The sequence below is a fragment of the Paenibacillus sp. CB74 genome (assembly GCF_055687625.1).
Genome location: NZ_CM146009.1, coordinates 1,664,215 through 1,683,896, shown reverse-complemented (window position 1 = coordinate 1,683,896; position 19,682 = coordinate 1,664,215). Strand labels below are relative to the sequence as shown.

The window sequence follows — 19,682 nt, the reverse complement described above, 5'->3', positions numbered from 1 at the left end:
AATGGGATACCACAAAAACAATTGTACCTTTTCAGCAAATTAACCTATTCGATAGAATAAAGATATCCCTTATGTAAGCGATTACCTTAATACGTATGGATTGGGAGAAGCTATTATTCTATTAAAGGAGGGCAATTATGAATCCATCTCACTTTAGGGAGAAACGGTTTATGAAAAAGGTACTCGGTATGTTGCTTGTGGTTGTGATGCTGGCTAGTATTGGCATACTTCCGGCTTCAAAGGTTCAGGCAGCGGGAACTACCGTAACCTCAATGGAGTACTTCTCACCCGCAGACGGACCTGTCATTTCAAAATCAGGGGTTGGCAAGGCCAGCTACGGATTTGTTATGCCTAAGTTCAATGGTGGCTCCGCGACATGGAATGATGTTTACAGTGATGTAGGCGTTAATGTGAAAGTGGGCAACAACTGGGTTGATATCGACCAGGCAGGCGGATATATCTATAACCAAAACTGGGGGCACTGGAGCGATGGCGGATTCAATGGCTATTGGTTCACCCTCTCCGCAACAACCGAGATTCAACTGTACTCCAAAGCAAATGGTGTGAAGCTGGAGTATCAACTTGTATTTCAAAACATCAACAAAACAACCATCACAGCGATGAATGCAACACAAGGTCCACAGATCACAGCAGGCTTCACCGGCGGTGCAGGTTTTACATATCCAACGTTCAACAATAATCCTGCGGTCACTTATGAAGCTGTTGCGGATGATTTGAAGGTATATGTCAAACCTGTAAACAGCAGCACGTGGATTGATATTGACAATAACGCAGCCAGCGGCTGGATCTACGATCAAAATTTTGGCCAATTCACGGATGGCGGCGGTGGATACTGGTTTAACGTAACGGAGTCGATCAATGTCAAATTGGAATCAAAGACTTCTTCGGCTAACCTTGTTTATACCATTACGTTTAATGAACCTACAAGAAATTCATATGTCATTACGCCATACGAAGGAACAACCTTCACAGCAGATGCGAATGGTTCCATTGGGGTTCCGCTTCCGAAAATTGATGGGGGGGCGCCAATCGCCAAGGAACTGGGCAATTTTGTATACCAAATTAACATCAATGGACAATGGGTTGATTTGAGTAACGCCAGCCAGAGCAAATTTGCATACTCCGGTAATGGGTACAACAATATGTCCGATGCCAACCAGTGGGGATACTGGGCCGATTACGTCTATGGCCTGTGGTTCCAGCCGATCCAGGAAAATATGCAGATTCGTATCGGCTATCCACTGAACGGTCAGGCGGGCGGAAGTATTGGCAACAACTTCGTCAACTATACCTTTATCGGCAATCCCAATGCTCCGCGTCCGGATATATCTGACCAAGAGGATATCTCCATCGGAACGCCAACCAACCCGGCTATCGCGGGCATGAACCTCATCTGGCAGGATGAGTTTAACGGAACTACGCTGGATACAAGTAAATGGAACTATGAAACAGGATATTATCTCAACAACGATCCCGGTACATGGGGGTGGGGTAATGCAGAGCTACAGCACTACACGAACAGCACCCAAAATGTATATGTACAGGACGGAAAGCTGAATATCAAAGCTATGAACGACAGTAAATCTTTCCCGCAGGACCCTAATCGGTATGCACAGTATTCTTCTGGAAAGATTAACACCAAGGATAAACTGTCCTTGAAGTACGGCAGAGTCGATTTTCGTGCCAAACTTCCTACCGGTGATGGCATATGGCCAGCACTGTGGATGCTTCCACAAAACTCGGTATATGGTACTTGGGCTGCATCAGGTGAAATTGATGTGATGGAAGCGAGAGGCCGTCTGCCTGGATCCGTAAGCGGTACCATACACTTTGGTGGACAATGGCCCGCGAACCAGTATTCGGGCGGCGATTATCACTTCCCGGCAGGGCAAACTTTTGCCAATGATTATCATGTATACTCAGTAGTCTGGGAAGAGGACAACATTAAATGGTATGTAGACGGCAAGTTTTACTATAAAGTCACTAACGAGCAGTGGTATTCCGCAGCTGCACCGAACAATCCGAATGCACCTTTCGATGAGCCGTTCTACCTCATTATGAACCTGGCAGTCGGCGGAAACTTTGACGGCGGCCGCACTCCGAACGCATCTGATATCCCGGCGACGATGCAAGTGGATTATGTACGCGTGTATAAAGAACAGTAATGAAACAGATGTTTCCGCAACGAACAAACCGTTGATCTAGTGATGATCAACGGTTTTTTGTTTCATTTGAATTTTCTATATCAACTATGGTTGAACAATTTTGGGGTTAGTTGATCTTGTATCTGAATAGGGAAATGACGAGTTTGTATAAAGCCGATCTTGTAGAATGTATATTGAGCATGCAATCCGATATGGGGTAAAATCTACTCAAGCAAAATGATAATGATTATCATTATGAATGCATTATTTTTGCTACAATACATAAAACTTACGGGAGTGAAGGCAGACATGGCAAGATCAGTATTTATGAAAATTAGGTGGATTTCGCTTATAACAGCAGCCATAATTTCAGTGACAGGTTGCGCATCGGCAAGCAAACAGGGTGCGGCTACGGTGTCTACCGATCAGGCCGGACAGGCAACCGCAGCCACCAGCGAAGCTCCATCTCAGATGGAAACACGCGTTGTAACCGATGGCTTCGGAGAGGTAGAGATTCCGATCAATCCGAAGCGAGTCTCGGCTCTTTACCGTGAAGATTATTTGGTTGCGCTTGGGGTAACGCCTATTGTGCAATACTATAACCCGATGTGGGGCAAGCAGGATTATTTGAAGCTGGATGTGCCGTTGTTCGATGTGACCGGAAATATCGAGGCTTTGCTCGTGGCCGAGCCAGACTTAATCATTGGCGCCGGAGAGGTCGATGCAGAACAATACGAGCTTTATTCCAAGGTTGCACCGACGTTTCGCTTGCCGGACGACGTACTTTCGGATTCGCGCAAAACATTGACCTTAATTGCTGATTTGCTTGGTCTCAGCGAGAAGGCAGAACAGGTTATTGCCGATTATGATGCTCACATTGCCGATGTAAAAGCAAAGTTGAACTCAGCGATCGGCGATGAGAAGATTGTTGTTCTGCGGATGAACGTCGCGGACAAATCGATCAATATTTTCGGCATCCATAACACGTTTGTCGGAGAAATCTTGTATAAGGAACTTGGGCTGAAGGCTCCCGCATTTGCCGAGGCAATGACGGAGGGCAACATCGTCTTGTCGAATGAGGTTATTCCGGAACTTGACGCGGACCATATTATTTTGCTGCCGTCCAACGGAACATGGGAGGAAGAGAGTAACGCAAAAGCGCTTGAAGAAATGAAGGCCAATTCGTTATGGCAGACGGTTCCTGCATTTAAGAACGGCCATGTATATCCCGTTGAGAGATCGTATTGGCAGACGGGAGCCATTACAGCCAACGGGCTGAAGATGGATGATTTGCTTCGATTGCTTGCCCCATAACGGAGCAGGGAAGAGCCACTTTTCAACGAAGGTTGAAGGGTGACTCTTTTTAATTTACACTATATACATTGAGAATGAATATCAATTGAAAGGCGATGGATAGTAAGAATGGATATTGAAGAGGGCAAACAAGCGTGGACGGCTCCTTCAGTTCAATATGTGCTACGATCGATCCGCTTTTTTGTAGTGGGCGAACAAGTAGAGACGAGTGACTGGGACGGCGAAGACGAGGATCGAAACCGAAACGACAAAGAAGGTTTTGAACTCTTCTTTCTCATGAATGGAACCGGTCAGGGAAAATGCTATTTACAGGATGCTGACACAGCTTTCTCTATTGATCAACAGGTCATAAACTGCAGCTATTACCGAGTGTGCTTCACAATGATCGGCAATGATGAAGCTTCAAGTTTGCTGCCGGACAAGCAAGAGCTTGCCTGCACACCCTTCGCGAAAGCGATGGAGCTGCTTGATGAGTTATATGGACTTAGCGGAGCGACAGGCGAGCTGGAGCTGTTCCAACGATATGTTAAATTCCAAGAGCTGTTGCTCTTTCTATTCCGCCAAAATGCACCTGCAACTGAAGATAAAGGAACGGATATCGAGCGTCACGGGGTAGAGCGCAGTATACGGCACATCCATGAATATTACAGTGAGCTTCTGACCGTCGAGGAGCTGGCTTCCATTGCAGGCATTGATCGCTGGAAGTATACTCGCCTGTTCAAAGAGGTTACGGGTCAAGTACCGCTTCAGTACTTGAATGAAGTACGGATTAGTCAAGCCAAAAAGTGGCTGGCATGCGCCGATGACAGACTGCTCGATATTGCGCTCAATGCAGGATTCAACAATGAATATTATTTCAGTCGTCGTTTCAAGCAGACGGTAGGCATCTCGCCCGGACAATACCGCCGAAGCCGCAAGGGAGAGCTTAGAGTAGTGGCACCGTATCTGGAGGATTTTCTCGTTGCGCTGGGTATGCAACCGATCGTCCAATATCGACATGAGAAATGGGGAAAACAAGAGTATCTAGGTTTAAACCACATTCCGACGTTCGACGAGAATAGCGGCAACTTTGACGAGCTTACCTATTATAAGCCGGATCTGATAATGCTTGCGGATCGTTACGAGCAACAACAATATTCTCAGTACCGACGTATATCCAACACGTGCATCCTGCGAGAGCAGACCACGAATTGGCGTACGCTGCTGCGTACCGTCGCCGATTATTTTGGCCGGATGGAGTTGGCCGACGATGCGATTGCAAATTATGCTTTCAAAGCACGGAACGCGAGCCATATGCTGAATCAGCTTATGAAAGGTGAAACAGTCGCTTTTTTGCGTATCTCGGCGGACCAGATCATCCAATATACAGAAGAAGGACAAGGTTTTGTTTCAACGGTGCTCTATGGTGATGTTGGCTTACGCGCCCATTCCGCAGTAGGTATAGCCTCAAAATCGAATAAGCCGGGTATGTTCACTCTCTCTGTAGAGGAACTGAGTACGTTAACCGCGGACCATCTGTTCATTACTTTTGATAAGTGGCATAGCCAAGAAGAAGGGATGGAAAGGGTCCTGCTGGAACAGCCAGAGTGGCGCGATCTTCCCGCTGTAAGAAACAACTGCGTATATGAGGTAGATTTTCTAACTTGGATGAATAACGGTATTATTTCTAACGGCAAAAAAATAGATGATATCCTGCGATCGTTAGCATAAGTTTGTTTTCCTCGCGGCCAAAGGCTCAGCACTCTTTGTTTTGTATAAAGCAACCGTCGGTTTTGTCCATTGTTATTGTCACACTGTAGAAGCTAAAATAGTATTGATAATGATTATCATATGTGCGGACATGTACATACGCCCTCAGGAGGAGGACTTCAATTGAACGAGCAGCTTGAATTATACGATGTGACAATTATCGGCGGTGGTCCTGCGGGAATGTATACTGCTTTTTACAGTGGAATGCGTGATTTGAAGACGAAGTTAATAGAAGCGAAAGACGAGCTGGGAGGGCGGATGCTCATTTATCCCGAGAAAATGATCTGGGATGTTGGAGGATTTACCCCAATCCTATGCGAGAAGTTAATCACCCAATTATCGGAGCAGGCAAAAACGTTCGACCCAACGATTGTATTCGGCCAGCACATTGTCGGATTGGAGAAACAAGCGGATTCGACTTACATTCTGGAGGCGGCAACAGGGGAGAAACACTGGACACGCACAGTCATTCTGGCGATTGGTCGCGGCATTCTGCGAATGGCTAAGCTGGAACTGGAAGGGACTGAGCGCTACGAGGTGTCCAATCTGCATTATACGGTGCAGGAACTGGAGCCTTTTAGAGGAAAACGAGTACTTATTTCGGGAGGGGGAAATTCCGCTGTCGATTGGGCGAACGAGCTGGTGTCCATCGCTGCTCAGGTGACGGTCGTACATCGACGGGACCACTTTGGCGGACACGAAAAAAACGTTGTTCGAATGAAGGAGTCCTCCGCCGATGTGCTTACGCCATATGAAGTTACGCAATTATATAGCGGCAATGGAAAGGCAATTGAACGGGTGACGATTGCCCACATCGAATCAGGGGACTCGCACGAGCTAGAAGTTGACGAGGTCATCGTCAACCACGGACTGAAATCCGATTTTACAGGGATTAAGGATTGGGGACTGGATATGGACGACTGGAACATATTTGTTAGCCCAAAACTTGAGACCAACTTGCCGGGCATTTTCGGGGCTGGCGACTTTGCCAATTACGACAGCAAGCTCAACCTGATTGCAGGGGCATTCACCGATGCAGCTCTAGCCCTTAACAGCGCCAAACAATATTTAGATCCCGAAGCACCGAGAATGGCTTATGTATCGTCACATAACGAGAGGTTTAAAGAGCGGAACAAAGCGCTTGGGGTAGCCACTGAATAGAATAGCGGGGCCTGCAAACCATATACGAATAAAAAATGGGTAGAATCGCAACTGGCTCACATACACTCGTGTTCGAGCTAGACTAAAATCCTTAATATGTACGTAAGACTAAACAAAGTCGCTATTTTAGCGGCTTTGTTTATTTTATTTTATTGTTACAAGTTCTTGTCCCAAGATGGCTAAATGCGTTCTTCTCATTGCTGAACCATTTCCTTCTTTTTACCTTGAAGTCCACGCTCATATAACACATACTTAAATTTATTTACTCAATCATCACGGATTAACAGAAAAACTTCTCGGTATTACAGGGGGTGGAAGGTTGTGAGTTCAAAAATTACCAGATGGACCCTGCGATCCAAATTTATCTTGATCTTGCTGCTCTTTGGTGTGCTTCCCATGATTGTTATCGGCTGGGCTGGTTATAATGCCTCCAAACGTACAATCATTCACCAGGCTATGGAAATCCAGTCTCGTTTACTCGAACAGACAGTTGCCTCTCTAAACAGTGAGCTGTCCATGTACCAGATGCTTGCTGGATCGTTCGGGCAGGAGGAAAGCGTCCGCCAGATGCTTGATCCAGAATCTTCACCAGACGATCTAAAGCGGTACATCAAGGAATGGGATATGTTCAATCAATTGATGAGCAAACTAGTCTTTTCCAAATTCGAAAAAACGCCCTCCATCCTAATTTACGGCTATAACCGTAAAGTGTTCACAAGTTGGGGGGCGGACGGCAGCAGGCTAGTCGACTATCTCGACAGCAAGGCGGAGTTCAAAAAAGTTTTGCAAGCCGGAAGCAGCGAACGGTTCGTGTGGGTAACTCCGCATCTGGCGTTCGATCCGTCAAGCGCGACTGAGCCTATGCTCACTTATGAGGCCGGATATACGGATATAGAGACCGGCACAGAGTGGGGGAAGATAATGATTTCGAGTTCTGTGGCGGCCTTGGTAGACGATCTTGCTTCAAATAACCAGTTTATCATCGCGAAAACGGATGGGTCGCTGGTATATTCTCCCCCAAAAGCAACCGCGCCTGTTGCAATCCTCCAAGAAGCGGTCTCAGCGGATTACGGTAAAGTCACCACCGTACTGAATCAGGGTAAGAGCATGGATAATTCTCTCTATATATCCGCCAAGCTTCTGAATGATTGGGTCGTCGTCAAGGAGATTCCCTATCAGAATTTCCTGTCCGAACTTGGACAAATCCGCAACATTCTGTTAGTGGTCATCGGACTCTGCGCATTACTTTCCATCCTACTCGGACACTTGTTCACCGGCCGAATTCTGCGGCCGATTAAGCAGATGGTCCGTGTCATGAGAAGGATCGGGTCAGGAGAATGGACGCATGTTCCGCTGATTCGCACCGATCCTGAGCTTGATATGCTCCAGCGTTCATTCCTAAGCATGACCTCCGATTTGAAGGAATTGCATGAGCGTATGGAGATGGAGCAGCGACAGAAGCTAGAGCTAGAGTTGCAAACACTGCAATCGCAAATTCAGCCCCATATGATTAAGAATACACTGGCGGTGATCAGTGGGCTGGCGTTACACGGACAGATGGAGCAGATCCGTGAGGTCGTCCATGCTCTGGGATACTTTCTATCATCAAAAATATATCCGGAGAACCCGCTCGTGACTGTTGAAGAGGAACTGGATGCACTGCAGCATTACCTGACCATTATGCGGATTCGCTACCCGGACCGCATTCATGTCCTGATTGATGTACCAGACGCACTGCTTGGGCAGCACATTCCCCGCTTTACTTTGCAGCCGCTGGTGGAGAACAGTATCTATCACGGTATGTACGGCGAGGCGGCCATTCATATCTGGATACAGGCTTATGATATATCCGACACCTTCACCATCACCGTATCCGACAACGGAGCCGGTACAGCCAGTCGTCCACTCGAAGCGACCGTAGAAGTGAAGAACATAGAGCAGATGCAAACATATTCCGGTATTGGGTTGTCCAATATTCAGCAACGCATTGCCCTGTATTTCGGTGGAGCAGGAACCTTGCAATTCGAAAGCTCTCCAGGATCCGGCGCTCAGGTGGAGATATCGCTGCCGAAGCGACAATAATCTAGAAAAAGTTGTGTTCATAAGGAGGCGAAAACATGTCCATTCGAACGATGCTGGTAGAAGATGAGTGGCTAATTAGAGAGGCGCTGCTAAGAACAGTACCCTGGGAGCAATACGGATTTGAGATTGCGGGCCAGGCAAGTAATGGAAGAGACGCACTCGAAATGTTCATCCAGCTACAGCCGGATGTTGTGATTACGGATATTCGCATGCCGGGAATGGACGGGCTGGAACTGATCGGCTGTATCCGCGAGATATCACCGACAGTGCTGATTTGTATACTTAGCAGTCATACCGACTTTGGACTCGCTAGGCAAGGCATACGCTACGGTGTGTTTGAGTATTTGGACAAACTTAATCTATCATCTGGAGAGGTTGAACACTGCCTAGAGCGGCTATATGATACCTTTCACAAGAAGCTTTCCGAGCAACGCGGGGGGGCCAGTTTACTGGTAGCATCACGGCCTGAAGTCCGGATCCTTGAGCTTCAGTCTCCATCCGCCTGGCTGAAACAGTTCAGGTTAAGTGCGCGGGAGTGCGCAGGCTGGAGATGGATTATTATGCTGATAGATCGGGAAATATGGGGGCAGACGGATATTCACGCTTGGCTGGAGTGGTTTCCCTATCCGGCCGTCATTGCGGAGAGGCGATTGTTCGTTGACACCGAGCAGCGACTGCATCTGATTCTCGAGGACGAGATTGAAGCGCCGCACTTGCTGCTAGAGCGCTATGAAGATACGGGCATACTGATCAGTTCCAGAGTAGCCGGACCGAACGAGTGGGAGAAGGCATACCGTGAAGCTGAGGAATTGCAGGCGGACTTATTCTATACGGGCTGGAACCATATGGTCGAGTATGAGCACAAGCGTATATATCAAATGTCCGTCACGGTACTTCAGGCTGAACAGGAGAAAAATCTGATTGCTTTGCTGGCGGGCGGCAATGCGAATGCCATCATGGATTATTTAGATCAGTTGATGCAGGACGCCGAGCGGCGTAGCGTTCATCCTAAGCGGCTGGTTCAGGCGCTAACGATGCTGCTCACGCGGAATATTCCCGGCAGATATTTTCATCGTGAGCATATTGCAGCTTGGGGGGAAACCATCAGCCTTGCCCATTCCTGTACAACCGCCAGACAATTCATGGAGCGTATGTCAGCTGCCTTAAGGACCGTTATGCAGGATAATGAACGTTCGGTGACCATAGATGTAGAATCGGCGATCCGCTATGTGCAGCAACATTATCCAGAGAAGATAACGCTTGGGCGCTTGGCCGGTGCTGTTCATTTGAATCCAAATTATTTCTCCACGCTGTTTAAGGAACAGACTGGAGAGACGCCTATGTCCTTCGTAGCTGGCTTTCGGGTGGAAAAGGCAAAAGAGCTGCTCAGGCGCAGGGAAGGAAGCATACAGGAGATTGCAGAGCAGGTAGGTCTGCATAATCTCAGTCATTTCTCACGGGTATTCAAAAAAATGACAGGAAAAACGCCCTCAGAATACCGCGGGGATCTGTAAAACAGAACACAAAACTGAATAATTGACTAACCAAGGGGAACCCCCCCTTTTTTTTCTTTTTAAATGTTATATATAAGATATATTTACTTACACTAAGTTAACAGAAAGCGCTATCAAAAATATGAATAACTCAACAATTGTGCTGAGATTTGTGCAAAGACAAAAGTTTAGAACTCTATTATAGTTACGTCAAGTAAGAAATACTCACACATTCGAACTTGGAGGGGACTACATGAGAAATTGGTTTAAACCTTTGATTGGAATTATGACCAGTGCAATAATACTGGCCGGATGCGGATCGAGCACAATGGATAATACGACAGTGAATTCATCAACTTCGAAGCAAGCAGTAGCCATCAAGTTCATGCTATGGAACGACAGCGCCTCAGAGCGGATGTATGATGAACTGGCTCAAGCGTTCGAAGCGAAGAACCCGGGCATCACCATTGATTTTACCAAAAGTGATGCAAACACCTACAGCGAACGTCTAACCGTAACGCTGACAGGCGGTGGCGAGGTTGATGCTTTTGCTTTTAAGAGTCTGGATGAATATTACAAGCTGGCCTCGTCGGGGCGCACGCTGGCAATCGATGATCTTGCGACTGCTGACAACACAGAGCTTTCCGGTGTTCAATCCTTTTTTAACGATCTGAAAATTAACGATAGACTTTACGGCTTGCCATTCCGTTCGGACGGCTGGGCGCTCTACTACAATAAAGATCTTTTTGATCAAGCGGGAGTTGCATATCCCGGCGATGACCTGACTTGGGAGCAATATGTTGAACTAGCCAAGAAGATGACAAGCGGAAGCGGGACAGATAAAATTTACGGTTCCTTTATGCCGGACTGGCCGCAGACCTGGTACTCCTATGGACAGCAACTGGGAAGCTCGCTCTACAGTGACAACTTGACCCCTTATGTGGAAGGACTCAAGCTCCGCAAGGAGCTGTCAGAAAGCGGTGCGCAGCCTTCCGTAGCCGAGAATAAAGCAACCAATGCACATTACAGAACGGCTTTCCTCACTGGGAAATATGCCATGGTTGTTACTGGAACCTGGTTCCCAGGCATGCTGGAACAGGATCAGAAGGACAATAAGCTCAACTTTAACTGGGGGATGACGTATGTTCCTCATCCGCCGGGAGTGCAGAAGGGCACAACAATGACTGCAGTCGTTGTTCATGCCGTGAACTCGGAGTCCAAGCATCCCGAAGAAGCCAAGAAGTGGATCAGCTTCATTTCCAGTGAAGAAGGACAGCAGATCGTGGCAAAATATCAGACACCGGCTTCCTCAGCAGATCGTGTCAAGGATCAGTACAAAGCAACCTTTACCAATGATGCGGTGAACATGGATGCCATATTCAATATTATATCTGTTCCGGAACGGGAACTGCGCAAGGGGATTACCCAGATGAACACGATCGCCACAGAAGAAGGAGAATTAGCATTGCTGGGCGAGCTGACACCTGAGGAAGCAATCGAAAACATCAAGAAGAGAAGAGAGCAAGAGATTCAATAGATCAAGAAGTGGGAAGTGATGAAATGTCTTCTTTGAATAAAAGCACACTAGGGACGCAGGGAACCAGCCTGTTGGAAAAAAGCAAAAAAACGTCATTGTGGCAAAGGATGATGCATCCGCAAGCGAGAACAGCCTATCTCTTTCTGCTCCCAAATCTGCTAGGGTTCTTGCTATTTATTGCTATTCCGAGTGTGATGGCGTTCGGACTTGGCTTCACAGAATGGGACGGGTATAATCCGGTGAAATGGAACGGGCTGGATAATTATTTCCGGCTTGTGCGGGACGAGAACTTTCGAATTGCTTTACAGAATACGTTGCTCTACACCTTTGGCTCCTGCCTGCTCGTTATCATTGCATCTCTATCATTGGCCTTGCTTGTTAACCAGAAAATGAAAGGGATGTCGCTCTACAGAGCGGCATTCTTCTTCCCACATATTGCATCGTTTATCGCAGTAGCGGTGGTATGGCAGGCCATTTTCAATCCAACGCTCGGACCACTGAACATGTTCCTCAGCAAATTTATGGAGCAGCCCCCCGGATGGCTGGTCAGCTCGAATTGGGCTTTGCTCAGCATTATACTTGTCTCTGCCTGGAAGATGGCTGGCTACTATATGCTGCTGTTCCTAGCCGGCTTGCAGGGAATTTCCAAAGAGCTGTACGAGGCAGCCAACATTGACGGTGCCAATATCCTGCAGCGCTTCCGCAATATAACACTGCCTATGTTATCTCCAGTGACGTTTTTTGTCATCATTACCTGCATTATTAATCTGTTCAAGTCATTTGATCTCGTGTATGTCATGACCGGTGGTGGTCCGGGCCGCTCCACGAAGCTGCTCGTCTATGATATCTTCGTTCAATCATTTCGCAATTCCGCATTTGGTTACGCCTCGGCTGAGGCCATCGTGCTGTTCCTGATCGTTCTGGCGATTACTTATGTTCAATTTAAGGGGGAGAAACGATGGGTCAACTACTAGGTCGAGCAGTGCCTAAATCTCTGGCGCATCTGTTCATGATCTTAATATCTCTGGTTATGATCGTACCCTTTCTGTGGATGCTGTCCACCTCCTTCAAGTTGCAGGAGGAAGTGTTCCAGTATCCGATACAGTGGATTCCGCAGGTATTTCACTTCGAGAATTACGTCGAGGTATGGACCAGTATTCCATTTCCATTATACTATTTCAACTCTCTGAAGGTCTCTATCCTGGTTACTTTGGGGCAGCTGATTACCTGTTCTCTGGCTGGTTACGCTTTTGCCAGATTGGATTTCCCCGGGAAGAACCGACTGTTCATCATGTATTTTGCAGCCTTTATGATCCCTTATCAGGTCATTATGATTCCGCAGTATTTCGTTATTAAGAAGCTAGGCCTTGTCGACAGCCATTGGGCACTGATCCTGTTGGAAATCTTTAGTCCCTATGGCGTGTTCCTAATGCGCCAGTTCTTGTCGGGAATCTCGAAGGAACTCTCTGAGGCGGCGCGGATTGACGGCTGCAACGAATTTGGCATCTTTGCGAGAATCATCATGCCGCTGGCCAAGCCGGCGTTAGCAACGCTTGGAATCTTCGCTTTCTCCTGGGTGTGGAATGATTTTCAGGCTCCACTTATTTATCTTACCAGCGATAGCCTTAAGACACTGCCGCTCGGCTTGGCCAGTCTAAACGGCGAGTTCACATCGCAGACCCAATTAATTATGGCAGGTACAGTACTGTCACTTATTCCGGTAGTCACTGTATTCCTATTCTTCCAACGATACTTTATCTCGGGCATTACTGCCGGTTCTGTGAAAGGATGAGAACTGTGAAGAAAACTCTAGTAACGAACGTAAAATGGCATGAGGCCATCGAATATGCAGTCCTCAAAACAAAACAAAATTTGTCCCGGTACAACCAGAAGTTCCCCCATATCTCCAATGACAAGTGTTATGAATGGGGTGATAACGAGGACTGGATCGAAGGCTTCTGGACCGGCATAGTCTGGCTATGTTACGAGTACAGCGGTGACGAATATCTGCGTTTGCAGGCTAATAGCCAGATTGCCAGCTTTCATCGCCGGCTTCAGGCCCAACATGCACTTGAACATCATGACATTGGCTTCCTATATGGATTATCCGCACTCGCGGGCTGGATCGTTGAAGAGGATGAACGGCACAAACTGCTTGCACTGCAAGCCGCTGATCATCTACTGGGACGTTGGCGAGAGACATCTGGGCTCATTCAGGCTTGGGGGCCGGAAGATGATTCGGAGAATGGGGGGCGTATCATCATCGACTGTTTAATGAATCTCCCGCTGCTGTACTGGGCTTCCAGTGCAACCGGCAATCCCCGCTATGCGGAGGTTGCCGTCCGACAGGCCGAGTTGTCAAGGAAATTTCTTGTGCGGGGAGACGACTCGTCCTATCACACCTTTTATTTTGACCGAAGCGGAAATTCGCTGAGAGGGGGAACACATCAAGGCTACAGTGACGGGTCTACATGGACACGTGGACAGGCTTGGGGCATCTATGGATTTGCTCTGTCTTATCGCCACACGGGAAACATCAATTTTCTGGAAACCTCGAAACGCCTGGCTGCTTATTTCATAGAACGAATACCGGCTGACGGCATCGTTTATTGGGACTTTGATGTTCCCGTGACCGGCTCTACCAGTCGGGACAGCTCCGCTTCCGCTATTGCAGCTTGTGGCATGCTGGAACTACTGGAACATTTAGCACCTGACGATCCGCAGAGGCAGCGATTAGAAGATGCGGTCTTGGTGACTATGACGGCACTAGCCGAGTCCTCAATGAGCATGGCGCAGGAAAAGGAAGGCCTTATCGATCATGGATCATATCATGTCAGGGGCAGCTACGGGCTGGATGGTTATATGATCTGGGGGGATTATTTTTATCTTGAAGCGCTAATGCGTCTGGAAAAGCAGATTCCCGGGTATTGGTATGAGCGGGGGAAAAGCCTGATTCCGTTCAAGGATATAAATCGATAAATGTTCATTCTTCCTGATGTTTTGAAGCGGCTAGAATTTCGTTTGCTGCATTTATAGGCTTTTGACGCAAAATCAGAAATTTGGAGGGGTTGGTATGCAAGTGTATAATCAGCCATTCATTAAATCGTTCTTCTTCCGTTTGATCATCATGCTGCTGGTTCTGTCGCTTATCATTCCCCCTACAGCCTTGCCATCGGCGTTCGCCGCTGGCACCGTATACGTAAATGTTAACTATGATGAAAGCGGAAATGCCAAGAATACAAAGCTCTATAACGGCTCCACATACAGCGGCTCGGTCGGCGGAAGTTGGGGCATCTATAATTCTTTGGCAGAAACAAATTATGTGACTATAGAAAATGCTCCCCAGCGCGAGGATTACAGTCTCAAAATCGTTTCCAATACCAAAAACGTGAGTACCGGAAGAAATAATCTGGGCGGAACGGAAGCTGGCAATTCCGGCATCGCCGGAAAGCTGGTTTTTGAAGCGTCGGTTTATATGAACAGTACTACACATCGCCGGGAGATTCAGTTCAGAAGCCTGAATGCGCCTTCCCCCGCTACAAGCACTACCAATATTTCAGCCCTTACCTTCAATGCTGCGGGAGAAATAAGGGATGTCAGCAACCAGTTCCTAACACATTACGAGAAGAATTCATGGTACAAAATAAAAATGTTCATAGACAATTCAGCACGCTCCATAACTTATTTCCTGAATGATCAGTATTTAGGAGAAGCCTTGCTGCCTTCCGTCTGGATGAATATTAGACATATATACCTGAATCAGTATTTTCAAAGTGGGATGCAGGCAGAGTGGATGGTCGATGACCTGAAACTCGCGGAATACGTTCCAATTACGGGAATCAGTACTTCAGTGGCACAGCTTGAGCTGCCGGTGAGTGCCAGCACCAATATAGTGGTTACGGCCTTTCCGCAAAATGCTTCCGACCAGCGTTTACTTTGGAGTACGAATGACCCTGATGTGGCCACGGTGACTAATGGCACGGTCCATGCGCTCAAAGAAGGTAGCACTACAGTGAATGTAAGCACTTATGAGGGCAATTATTCGCTTGCGGTTCCAGTGTCAGTGACCAAACCGGTGCTGCCGCTCGGCATCATACTGCCGGATGAAATTAATCTGGCGGTAACAAGCAAGCAAACTCTGCAGCCTGTATTTAATCCCCAGAATACAACAAATCAGGCATTGAGCTGGAGTTCCAACAATCCAGCTGTTGCCACCGTAAATGCCGTTGGTGAAATCACCGGAATATCGGTCGGATCGACGGCGATTACAGCAGTATCACAAACCGATCCGACGATCTCTGCAGAGGTTACCGTTATTATTACTCCCTATATTCCTGTCGCCTCTGTTGCCATAACCTCTCCACCCTCACAAATTTCCAAATACGACAGCCTGCAACTCATCGCAAATGTTGAGCCGGCGAATGCAACGGAATCACAGCTAAGCTGGGTATCGGATCACCCGGAAATTGTAAGTGTGGCTGCAGATGGAAAAATACAGGCACTTGGCGTCGGTACAGCTACGGTGTCCGCAAACACAGTTAACGGAGTGGGAGATTCAGTTACACTTGAGGTGGTTGCTCCCCAGCCAGAAAATCCCGAAGAATATGATGAAATCAGGCAGCGTTGGAAGGAGACTCTGATCGGCAAAAATTCTCTGGATGTTAATGAAACAGCAGTGCAAACCATTATTCAGGCCAATGCATCTGCAGCTCAACAATACTGGGATAGCATGCAACTCGCATCGGGAGGCACAACGCTCTGGAATGACCTGCCTGCTTCTGCCAGTGATTCTACTTTTATCAACAACCACTATACCCGATTGAAGACAATGGCATTAGCCTATCAGACAAGAGGAACATCTCTATACCATAATTCCGGGCTAAAGGACGATCTGCTTCAAGCCATGGACTGGATGCTGGATAAGTTGTACACGGACACGGGCACCGAATTCGGGAACTGGTGGAACTGGGATATCGGCGTTCCCAATCGTTTGGTCGATATTCTGATCCTGATGTATGACGAGTTGACACCGGAACAAATTCTGAGGAATACGGCAAGCATCGATCATTATATCGGGGACATCACTTCCGCTTCTTTTACACAGACAGGTGCCAACCGCTCCGATATCATGCTGATTCAAGTCCGTATGGGGCTTGTCGAACATAACTACGACCGGCTAATTCAAGCCAGGAACGGGATGAGTGAGCTATTTCAGTACACAGCTGCAGGCGATGGCTTCTATGAAGACGGCTCGTATGTGCAGCACAGCACGATAGCCTATACGGGAAGTTATGGGGAGGTTCTGATACAGGGGATCGGGAACCTGATGTTTCTGCTGAACGGAAGCACCTGGGAGCCGATTGTTCCCGAAATGAGTAATGTCTATCGGTGGATCGACGAAGGATTTGCTCCTGTATTATATAAAGGGCAGGCTATTGATATGACAAGAGGACGCGCAATCGTCAGGCCGGCAGCAGATGCCTATTACTCCGGCAGAAACATTCTGGCAGGTATCTCCCGAATTGCAGTGACATCTCCTGCCGAGCTATCGCTTCAATTAAAGAGCTTGGTGAAATATCATGTAGAGTATCAGCTGAGTAGGGGCGGATCATACTATCAGTTTCCACTGGATTTGGCAGATACGATCAGGGATTGGGTGGAGGATCCTGCGATTGTTCCTGCCACCGATGTTCAGGCACACTATGAGTTGAGTGGCATGGCTCGTAGTGTACATCGGGGCGAAGACTTCCTGTTCGGGGTCAGTAAAAGTTCAAAGCGTATTGCTACCTATGAGCTTACCAACGGAGAGAATCCTAAAGGCTGGTATACTGGTGACGGGATGACGTATCTCTACAACCAGGATCTGTCCCAGTATACAGGCAGCTTCTGGGCAACGGTGAACTGGAGCCGACTTCCAGGCACAACGGTTGTCTCGCGGACAAGAAATTCTAGCAATTATCAATATGGGGATGGCGAGACCGTCCCGCTTAATTCCTGGGCGGGCGGCACAACGTTGGATACTTTCGGCGTTACAGGCATGGAACTGCTTCAGAACGGCACACAAATGCAGGCGCGGAAATCCTGGTTCGCTTTTGACAATGAAATTGTTGCGCTAGGTGCTGGCATTACAAGCACAGATAACCTTCCTGTAGAAACCGTCATTGAGCAGCGGAAGTTGAGAGAAGACAATTCAAACAGTTTCTACGTGGATGGTGAAGTTCTGAATGGGACCATAGTAAATGAAGAGATAGAGAATCCATCATGGGCTTATCTGGAGGGAAATGTGATAGGTTCGAACATTGGTTATATCTTCCCGAATCATTCACCGATCAGATTGACCAGACAAATTCAAGAGGGAAGATGGTCCGACATTAAACTCAGCAATCCTCCTTCTGCAACATTACCTACCGAACTGCTACAGAATTATTTCCTGACCATGTGGATTGATCATGGGAATAATCCTGCTGACAGTCAGTATGAATATATGATTTTGCCAAATGCAAGCAAACAGGAAACAAAAGAATACGCCGATTCGCCGGATGTCACCGTTCTCGCCAATTCTAAGACGGTTCAGGCGGTCCGAGAGAATACGCTTAACGTTGCCGGGTATAATTTCTGGACGGATACTCTGACTTCGGTAAATGGCGTTACTTCGAATAAGCAAGCCTCTGTCATGATTAGAAAAAATCCGGAGGCGGATACGATTGAGCTTTCAGTGTCTGATCCTACGCTGGAGAATCAGGGGTATATTGAACTAGAGCTGGATGCAGAAGCAGCAGGAATACTGGGTAAAGACGATCAGATCGAGGTACTACAGCTATCACCCACGGTGAAGCTAAAGATTAATATGCAAGATACTCTCGGGCAGACATTGCGGATTAAATTGCAGGCCCAATGAAACCATGACGAAGCCGATTAATTTGTTTGGCTATCCCTGAGTTGGTCCAAGGCTAGGTTGCTGCTTCACCCTGACAGACGTAGAGAGTTCGAAATCATACAGTCGCCGTCTGGGGAGTTTTCCTGGAGGTAAATAGTACAGATATTATTACATCTGAATTTGGTCGATACAGTGACAGGACTACCACCCCCGCGGTTCCGATTCTGTCATGTAAGTAATGTGAAATACAGAAGGCTAACGGATGTAGTTTATACTTAACATTACGCAGGAATGGATACAATGGATATTCGTGTAGATGATTTGAGTGGGGTACAGGTGATTGGATTAATTGCAGAACATTTGCAAGGAATGGCAGAGGACTTCCCACCAGAAAGCGTTCATGCCCTTAATCTGGACGGGTTGAAGAAGCCCGGAATTAATTTCTGGTGTGCATGGGAAGATGAAAGCTGCTTGGCTGTGGGGCTATCAAGGAATTGGACAAAGAGCATGCAGAACTCAAATCGATGCGAACAGCTAAGAATCATATGCGCAAAGGTGTAGCTAGAAATGTTCTTGCTCACATTATTGAAGCAGCCATAAGCCGTGGATACAAAGGGATCAGCTCGCAAGCTGTATGAAGGTTTTGGTTTCACGTATTGTGAGCCGTTTGCAGATTATATCCTAGATGGGATTAGTACATTTATGACGATGGAACTGTAGTACACGTTTTGTAAATATACAGAACGTTCAGAATATTTAGAGAACGTTACTTGAAGAACAGCATTCTGTAGATGCAGAGGGTGCTGTTCTTTGGCGTATATATGTTTCCTTCTACTGAAAAGGTGCAAATATGCTGTGTATTCAGGAGATCTTCGAGAAATCGGTTACTGGAGCACATGATTTATTTAGTCGTCTTCTATCAGTATCAGTACAGCATTGGGACACAACCAAAATACCTGGCTGATTCTATTTCCGATTAGATGATTGTAGGAAAAGGTCTCGGTGGGAAAGTTGCTCTCATAACATCAGGCAGATTCTCTGGTGGTTCGCATGGATTTATAGTCGGCCATGTATCACCTGAAGCACAAGTATGCGGGCCAATCTCTTTGCTCCAAAATGGAGATATTATTACCATGAACAGTGACATTCAGGAAAGTAAGGTTGAGGTGACAGAAGAAGAGTTAGCCGCTCGAGCGCAAGCGTGGATACAACCTCCACTAAAAGTAAAATCCGGTGTACTCGGCAAATATGCCAAATTAGTTTCCTCTGCTTCAAAAGGTGCAGTAACAGATTTGATGGAATAA

11 protein-coding genes and 2 pseudogenes are annotated in these 19,682 nt (G+C 47.2%); all 13 read left to right on the top strand.

Annotated features, from left to right (window positions below):
• The first annotated feature begins 137 nt into the window (after positions 1-137).
• Positions 138-2,186: a glycoside hydrolase family 16 protein gene (locus ACX9NY_RS07615; RefSeq protein ID WP_339255446.1), complete on the top strand. Its 2,049-nt coding sequence runs from the start codon at positions 138-140 to the stop codon at positions 2,184-2,186.
• 288 nt (positions 2,187-2,474) lie between these two features.
• Entirely contained in the window at positions 2,475-3,479 is a 1,005-nt protein-coding gene (locus tag ACX9NY_RS07610) for an ABC transporter substrate-binding protein (RefSeq protein WP_472477924.1), read from the top strand.
• A gap of 108 nt (positions 3,480-3,587) precedes the next feature.
• On the top strand, positions 3,588-5,189 hold the full coding sequence (locus tag ACX9NY_RS07605) for an AraC family transcriptional regulator (RefSeq protein WP_342570020.1): 1,602 nt from the start codon (positions 3,588-3,590) through the stop codon (positions 5,187-5,189).
• Between the two features lie 162 nt (positions 5,190-5,351).
• A complete protein-coding gene (locus ACX9NY_RS07600; protein ID WP_472477922.1) occupies positions 5,352-6,389 on the top strand; it encodes an NAD(P)/FAD-dependent oxidoreductase in 1,038 nt (345 codons plus the stop codon).
• Positions 6,390-6,710: 321 nt separating this feature from the next.
• The gene (locus tag ACX9NY_RS07595; protein WP_339233853.1) at positions 6,711-8,471 is read left to right on the top strand and encodes a sensor histidine kinase; all 1,761 of its coding nucleotides are present in this window, start codon (positions 6,711-6,713) and stop codon (positions 8,469-8,471) included.
• A gap of 35 nt (positions 8,472-8,506) precedes the next feature.
• The gene (locus tag ACX9NY_RS07590) at positions 8,507-9,985 is read left to right on the top strand and encodes a helix-turn-helix domain-containing protein (RefSeq protein WP_472477920.1); all 1,479 of its coding nucleotides are present in this window, start codon (positions 8,507-8,509) and stop codon (positions 9,983-9,985) included.
• 232 nt (positions 9,986-10,217) lie between these two features.
• Positions 10,218-11,501 (top strand): ABC transporter substrate-binding protein, encoded by a 1,284-nt coding sequence (locus ACX9NY_RS07585; protein ID WP_472477918.1) that lies wholly within the window; start codon positions 10,218-10,220, stop codon positions 11,499-11,501.
• Between the two features lie 23 nt (positions 11,502-11,524).
• Complete coding sequence (locus tag ACX9NY_RS07580) at positions 11,525-12,475, top strand: carbohydrate ABC transporter permease (protein WP_339233861.1); 951 nt, start codon at positions 11,525-11,527, stop codon at positions 12,473-12,475.
• Positions 12,460-13,293 carry a carbohydrate ABC transporter permease gene (locus tag ACX9NY_RS07575; protein ID WP_145402123.1) on the top strand — a complete coding sequence of 278 codons (834 nt, stop codon included), beginning with the start codon at positions 12,460-12,462 and terminating at the stop codon, positions 13,291-13,293. Before ACX9NY_RS07580 ends, ACX9NY_RS07575 begins: the two co-directional genes overlap by 16 nt.
• A 5-nt stretch (positions 13,294-13,298) precedes the next feature.
• Positions 13,299-14,480: a glycoside hydrolase family 88 protein gene (locus ACX9NY_RS07570; RefSeq protein ID WP_472477916.1), complete on the top strand. Its 1,182-nt coding sequence runs from the start codon at positions 13,299-13,301 to the stop codon at positions 14,478-14,480.
• A 94-nt stretch (positions 14,481-14,574) separates the two neighbouring features.
• Positions 14,575-18,399 carry a polysaccharide lyase family 8 super-sandwich domain-containing protein gene (locus ACX9NY_RS07565; RefSeq protein ID WP_472477914.1) on the top strand — a complete coding sequence of 1,275 codons (3,825 nt, stop codon included), beginning with the start codon at positions 14,575-14,577 and terminating at the stop codon, positions 18,397-18,399.
• A 279-nt stretch (positions 18,400-18,678) separates the two neighbouring features.
• A pseudogene (locus ACX9NY_RS07560) lies at positions 18,679-19,098 on the top strand (GNAT family N-acetyltransferase).
• 260 nt (positions 19,099-19,358) lie between these two features.
• Positions 19,359-19,682 (top strand): annotated as a pseudogene (locus ACX9NY_RS07555) (dihydroxy-acid dehydratase); the annotation flags it as partial.

Coding starts and splice junctions, on each gene's coding strand:
- ACX9NY_RS07615 (WP_339255446.1), top strand. CDS start 138: ATGAATCCATCTCACTTTAGGGAGAAACGGTTTATGAAAAAGGTACTC.
- ACX9NY_RS07585 (WP_472477918.1), top strand. CDS start 10,218: ATGAGAAATTGGTTTAAACCTTTGATTGGAATTATGACCAGTGCAATA.
- ACX9NY_RS07580 (WP_339233861.1), top strand. CDS start 11,525: ATGTCTTCTTTGAATAAAAGCACACTAGGGACGCAGGGAACCAGCCTG.
- ACX9NY_RS07565 (WP_472477914.1), top strand. CDS start 14,575: ATGCAAGTGTATAATCAGCCATTCATTAAATCGTTCTTCTTCCGTTTG.
- ACX9NY_RS07605 (WP_342570020.1), top strand. CDS start 3,588: ATGGATATTGAAGAGGGCAAACAAGCGTGGACGGCTCCTTCAGTTCAA.
- ACX9NY_RS07610 (WP_472477924.1), top strand. CDS start 2,475: ATGGCAAGATCAGTATTTATGAAAATTAGGTGGATTTCGCTTATAACA.
- ACX9NY_RS07575 (WP_145402123.1), top strand. CDS start 12,460: ATGGGTCAACTACTAGGTCGAGCAGTGCCTAAATCTCTGGCGCATCTG.
- ACX9NY_RS07590 (WP_472477920.1), top strand. CDS start 8,507: ATGTCCATTCGAACGATGCTGGTAGAAGATGAGTGGCTAATTAGAGAG.